We start from the raw sequence: 5,960 nt of genomic DNA, 5'->3' as shown, positions 1-5,960 counted from the left end.
GCTACATTTTAGCATATAAACCCCGATATTTCAAGAGTTTTATTTATTTTTTTAGGTTCCCTTAGTTCTAAAAGGTCTATAATGAAGTTAGCCATCTAGTACCCCAAAAACCGACTAGCTCTTATGAACTAGTCGGTTTCTCATCAATGCGCCAACATTTCTTGGGCGATTTCTTGTCCAGATAGGTTATCTGGATAGTAGGTTGGCCAGTTGTCCATTTCTTCAAAGAGGGCTTCTTGGCTTGTGCCTCCAAAAAAGATATGGAAATGTTCTGCCTTAACTGGGGCGATATTGTGGTCACTAAACTGAACATATTTGAATTGTCCAGCGTCCGCATCTGTGGCTTCAAAGAGGAAGCGCACACCACGATTGCCTTTCTTATAAGTCAAGATTTTCTTACCAACATACTTGTAGGTGAATTTCTTACTTTGTCCACCTTGAACAAATTCCATAGTGTTATCAGTAATGTTAATCTTAGCCACATCTGTCTGATAGCCTTTTGTATAGTAGGCCTTGTACTCAGCCTGGGTCATCTTACCAGTCAACTTAGCCTTGTAGTCAAAGACTTGGTCAAACGTGCCATCTTCAAGGAAAGGATAAACTGATTGCCAGTTACCTACATAGTCACTCAAGGTGCGGTCCTTGACATCTGCATCCTCAAAGTAACCATTTTGGACTGTCTTGGTATCCTCTGCTTTTTCAGGCTCGATTGCTGGGCCTTCTTGGTCTGTTGTTTGTTTCAAAGCCTTGAGGTTTTTCTCCATGATAGAGATATAATTCTCTCCCGCCTTGGTATCTTCTTCTGTCAGACTTTCTAAAGGATTGAGGACATCTGTTTTGACACCTGCCTCTTTTGAAAGTGTGTTAGCAAGGGCTTGTGAAGCATTTTCTTCAAAGTAGATGTAGGCAATTTTATTTCTCTTGACGTACTCTGTCAATTCTGCCAAACGTGCAGCTGATGGCTCTGCATCTGGAGAAAGTCCTGAGATTGCGACTTGTTTGAGTCCATAGTCCAAGGCGAGATAGTTAAAGGCTGCGTGTTGCGTTACAAAGCTCTTTTGTTTGGCTTTGGATAAGCCTTCTGCATAAGCCTTATCCAAGGCTTGCAATTTTTCGATATAGGCAGCCGCATTCTTCTCAAAGGTCTCTTTTTTATCAGGATAATCTGCTGACAAGCTGTCGCGGATGTGCTCTACAAGTTTAATGGCACGAACTGGTGATAACCAAACATGGGGGTCAAACTCATGGTGATGTCCTTCTTCTCCATGGTCATGGTCTCCCTCTTCTTCCTCACCACCTGGCAAAAGCAACATATCGCCTGTTGCCTTGATGGTTTTGACCTTTTTCTTATCCAAGGTATCTAGCAATTTAGGAACCCATGTTTCCATGTTTTCATTTTCATAAACGAAGGTATCTGCATCTTGTATTTTGGCAACTGCCTTGGCAGACGGTTCATATTCATGGGGTTCTGTACCAGCACCGATGAGGAGTTCTACATTAGCAGTATCTCCTGCGACTTGCTTGGTAAATTCATAGACAGGGTAAAAGGTTGTCACAATATTTAGTTTGCCATCTGCCTGTTTTTGATTGGAACAAGCCACTAAAAACAAGGCACATAGACTGGCTAGTAATAAGCTAATTTTTTTCATCTTAGTCTCCTATTTGATAAAACGTCTTACTAAACTAATTAGCAAGAAAACAGTTACAAAAATAATAGTAATACTTGCACTTGCAGGTGTTTCTGCATAGTAGGAAATGTAGAGTCCTGCTACCATTCCCAAAAATCCAATCGCACTGGCAAGCAGCATAACCGATTTAAAGTTTTTCCCCAGACGCAGGGCAATACTCGCTGGCAAGACCATAATGGTCGATACCAGAAGAGCTCCCGCAGCAGGAATCATAAGGGCAATGGCCACCCCTGTCACCATGTTAAAAAGAATGGACATGGTACGAACGGGCAAGCCATCCACAAAGGCCGTATCCTCATCAAAGGTCAGGATATACATTGGACGAAGGAAGAGGAAGGTCAAAATCAAAACAACTGCCGCAATGACAAAGAGGGAAATGACCTGTTCTTCACTAATAGTCACGATTGAACCAAAAAGATACTGGTCCAAACTCATAGAACTCGAGCTTTTACCCTTGCTCATGACAATCAGAGAAACAGCCAGACCCGTTGACATGAGGATTGCTGTCCCGATTTCCATAAAGCTCTTGTAAACCGTACGGAGATACTCCAGAAAGACCGCCGCAATCAAGACAATAGCAATCGTAGAAACAGTCGGAGAAATCCCCAGAACCAGACCAAAGGCTACACCTGAAAGCGAGACGTGGCTGAGGGTATCACTCATCAAACTCTGACGACGCAAGATAAGGAAGGTTCCAAGAACTGGCGAAAAAAGACTCATGGCAATAACGGCCAGAAAGGCGCGTTGCATAAAGTCATAAGATAACAAACTAAGCATGGCCCACCTCCTGGTCATTCTCATGAACGTTGAAACAACGCCATGGCGAGTCTTGGTTACGGACTAGATGAATATTGCGATCCGCATAATCCTTAACTTCTTCAGGGTCATGGGTAATCATCAAAACAGCCTTGCCATGATGATGGGCGCTGTGGTGCATGAGTTCGTAAAATTCATTTTTACTTCCTGCATCCATCCCCGTTGTCGGCTCATCTAGGATAAACATATCTGGATCCGAAGCAAACATACGCGCAATCACTGCTCGCTGCTTCTGTCCCCCAGATAGAGACCCCAAGCGTTTGTCTCGGTGTTCCCACATACCAACTGAGTCCAGACTAGCCTTGATATGCTCCTCATCATGAGCATTCAAACGACGGAACCAACCTTTTCGCGGATAGCGACCCGACTTGACAAATTCATAAACCGTACTTGGAAAACCTGCATTAAAACTGGCAATCTGTTGAGGAAGGTAGGCTATTCTCAATTTCTTACCCTGCGTATTTGTCTTTGAAATGGTTACCTTACCAATGCGTGGTTGGAGAATTCCAAGACTGGCCTTAATCAGTGTCGTCTTAGCTGCCCCATTCTCCCCTGTCAAGGTAACAAATTCCCCACTATCAACACTATAATTGATATGTTCAAGAACTGGCTCCTTATCATAATAGAAGGATAAATCCTCTACCGTAATATATCTCATTATTTGATTTCTCCTACTAAAGCAGTCAAAAACCGCTGGATCACTTTTTGTTCATTTGGAGTAAACTGAGTCGCCACTTGTTCATAGGTTAAAAGTGTATGCTCATGGTGATGATGGTGCTCCTCAGCGATTGGACGAGCCAAATCAGTCAACTGATAAAAAATCACACGCGCATCCTTAGGATCTTTAGATGTTTCCAACATCCCTTCCTTGACCAAAGACTTAATGGCCTTGGTAACTGCTGCCTGACTGACATTGAGGCGACGCGCCAACTCTGAATTGGTTAAAGATTCCTCTGACAAAAGCATGAGAATATGCTCCTGGGTATTGGTCAGAGCTACCTCGCTAGTACAATGACCTATTAGGATTTCATGTTGGTTTTCCGCCTGCAAAATTACCTCATTCAAAAAGGCATCAATATCCTTCGCTAGCTGTCTCATATCTGACTCCTTTCCTTTTGAACTTCTCTTTTTAAGAGAAAAATACTATTCTTTGACATTTTATTTACCAGTTAATTATATCACAAGCAAAAAAAGAGTCAAGAAAAAACGTGAAAATAGGCTTCATTCTTGAACTCTTCTATATTATGATCTATTGAAATTCTTTGACATCTCCATCATAAGTCGCCCAATCTTTGCTGAAAAAGCGCTCATTCAGATGGTAAGTCGGAGCTGGGGTTGGATTGGATAGGAAAGGATCAACTGCCTTGTCAAAAGCCAACCAGCCCAACCAACCAAGGTGAATGGTGTCCTTCATAAAGAAAGGCTCCCCGCCATCCTTAGAAAAATCTGCTATATTGGTAAAACCTTGACTCTCTAACTGGTAGCGAATCTTCTGCACCGTTTGTTGGTACATATCCTCTCGTAGACCAGCGTAGTCCATCCATTTTTTATTAACAGGTGGAATGATAAAAATCGGGTTTACCTTAGATTTAGAAAACTGGGTTAAAACCAACTGCAAGTCATTATACTCTGGCGACTTGAGATAGGTAAAGCTTTTCTGAGAGTCCTTTAATTTCTTCAAATCCTTCTTGATCTGCGTATTATAGAAATAATTTTCCATTCCCAGATCATTATTGGAAGTATTCTTTTCAGCATCTGCTTTAACAATATCTTCTATGGCTTGATAAGAAAACTGGTCTGGCAAGGTCTTTAAATACTTAACTACATGCTTATCATAATTGACATAGCCTCTAACTGAAAACTGACCAAAAAAGGAAGCTTGGCGTTCATTAAACCGAGCCAATAATTCAATCATTTCATTGTCTGCCGTCGACAATTCTTCTTTACTTGCCAACTTCTGAACCAAATCCTTCATAGCTACGTTTGGGAACTGCTGTAGTAAGCGAGTCGCCGCATATTGACTAGCCTGATCTCCAGATTGATGTTCCAGAAAACTGGTCAACTGGTCTCCATTAAAATACTGCTGGAAGGCTGCTGGCTCATAGCCGTTTTTACTGAACCACTGAGGTGAGATAACATACACAACTTGTTTATTCTCCAGTTGTGGCAACATCTGTTGCATTCCAAAATACTGGTTAAGCGATGCAGCTCCCCTCTGTCCTAAAAGATAAGGACGGTAGGATCGATTGTATTTCTCAGCTAATACCGCAGGATGAGCACCGTCAAAACGAAGCCATTCACTAGAGCCAAAGAAGGGAACAAAACGCATATTTGGATCAGATAGTGCTCTGACTTTTTGACTTCGCTCCTTAAAACTATCGATAGTAGTAGCCACCGCTGAACGCTTTTCAGCTCCTAGATTATGATGCATCTCAGTAGGATAAAAGAAAATGAGCAGAAAAACCAACAAACCAGCTATCAAGACCGGTCCGAAGATCATCCATAAGCGTTTAAGCATTTTGTAGCTCCACAATACCAGCTATGATTTTATTAGCTGTATTCCAGTCGTCGCGACCAAACTCTGTCACAGGGACACGAATGTCAAAACGGTTTTCAATCTCCACAATCAACTCAACCGTTCCCATACTATCCAAGACACCTGCATCAAAAAGATCTTCATCCATCATGTCAGAAACATCTTCCATAAACAACTCATCAATAATTTCGATAACTTCTGATTTGATATCCATATTTTATTTCCTTTTATTTTTTAAACCATAAATCATTCAAAAATCCAGAAAAGATTAAGAATGACAGCATGACGACATGGAAGGTGACAACCATGCCAAGCAACTGAATCCAGCGATTCTCAGGTAGAGCAGCTTTCCCTGCTTTTTTCCGTTCCTTATTGAGCGTTTTTTTCTTACGAATCCAAGCGTCATTGATAACCAGTCCAATCCCATGAAAGAGTCCATAGGCGATATAGTACCAGGTCACACCATGCCAAAATCCCATAATCAGCATATTTACAATATAGGCCACACTTGAGGTTACATTACGATTTTTAAAGATCTTCTTTCTGGTCAACACCATCACCATTCGCATAAAGACAAAGTCACGGAACCAGAAAGAGAGGCTCATGTGCCAACGATTCCAAAACTCTTTTAAATCCCTTGATAAAAAGGGCTTGTTAAAGTTGATAGGGCTACGAATTCCCATCAAATTTGAAATGGCTAAGGCAAACATAGAATAACCTGCAAAGTCAAAGAAAAGTTCCAGACCAAAGGTATACATAACTGCCAAGGCATAGAGATTAAAGAAACCACCTGACTGCAAGGCTAAATTCTTCAAAGGAGGCAACAAGGTCTCTCCTAAAACATGAGCTAAGATAAACTTGTACAAAAAGCCCCACATGATATAGCGAACAGATTCATCCAGCATATCCATCAACTCATC

The 5,960-nt window shown here is 41.5% G+C and carries 7 protein-coding genes; all 7 read right to left on the bottom strand.

Annotated features, from left to right (window positions below):
- Positions 1–143: 143 nt before the first annotated feature.
- Positions 144–1,649, bottom strand: a complete 1,506-nt coding sequence (adcA, locus tag WKI42_RS09280; protein WP_368081772.1) for a zinc ABC transporter substrate-binding lipoprotein AdcA — start codon at positions 1,647–1,649, stop codon at positions 144–146.
- 9 nt (positions 1,650–1,658) lie between these two features.
- Positions 1,659–2,465 carry a metal ABC transporter permease gene (locus WKI42_RS09275; RefSeq protein WP_000950038.1) on the bottom strand — a complete coding sequence of 269 codons (807 nt, stop codon included), beginning with the start codon at positions 2,463–2,465 and terminating at the stop codon, positions 1,659–1,661.
- Entirely contained in the window at positions 2,458–3,162 is a 705-nt protein-coding gene (locus tag WKI42_RS09270) for a metal ABC transporter ATP-binding protein (protein ID WP_153224127.1), read from the bottom strand. Before WKI42_RS09270 ends, WKI42_RS09275 begins: the two co-directional genes overlap by 8 nt.
- Positions 3,162–3,602, bottom strand: coding sequence for a zinc-dependent transcriptional regulator AdcR (gene adcR / locus WKI42_RS09265; protein ID WP_001249308.1), 441 nt, complete (start codon positions 3,600–3,602; stop codon positions 3,162–3,164). The genes WKI42_RS09270 and adcR overlap by 1 nt, the downstream gene beginning before the upstream one ends.
- A gap of 151 nt (positions 3,603–3,753) precedes the next feature.
- Positions 3,754–5,022, bottom strand: a complete 1,269-nt coding sequence (gene dltD, locus WKI42_RS09260) for a D-alanyl-lipoteichoic acid biosynthesis protein DltD (protein ID WP_173212887.1) — start codon at positions 5,020–5,022, stop codon at positions 3,754–3,756.
- Positions 5,015–5,254 (bottom strand): D-alanine--poly(phosphoribitol) ligase subunit DltC, encoded by a 240-nt coding sequence (gene dltC / locus WKI42_RS09255; RefSeq protein WP_000351967.1) that lies wholly within the window; start codon positions 5,252–5,254, stop codon positions 5,015–5,017. The genes dltD and dltC overlap by 8 nt, the downstream gene beginning before the upstream one ends.
- A 13-nt stretch (positions 5,255–5,267) precedes the next feature.
- A partial coding sequence (locus tag WKI42_RS09250) for an MBOAT family O-acyltransferase (RefSeq protein ID WP_368081771.1) occupies positions 5,268–5,960 on the bottom strand: 693 nt, incomplete at its 5' end.

Origin of the sequence: Streptococcus pseudopneumoniae, from assembly GCF_038148935.1 — a bacterium.
Lineage (GTDB): Bacteria > Bacillota > Bacilli > Lactobacillales > Streptococcaceae > Streptococcus > Streptococcus pseudopneumoniae_U.
The sequence above is the reverse complement of the archived record's forward strand: the minus strand, read 5'-3'. Positions and strand labels throughout refer to the sequence as shown.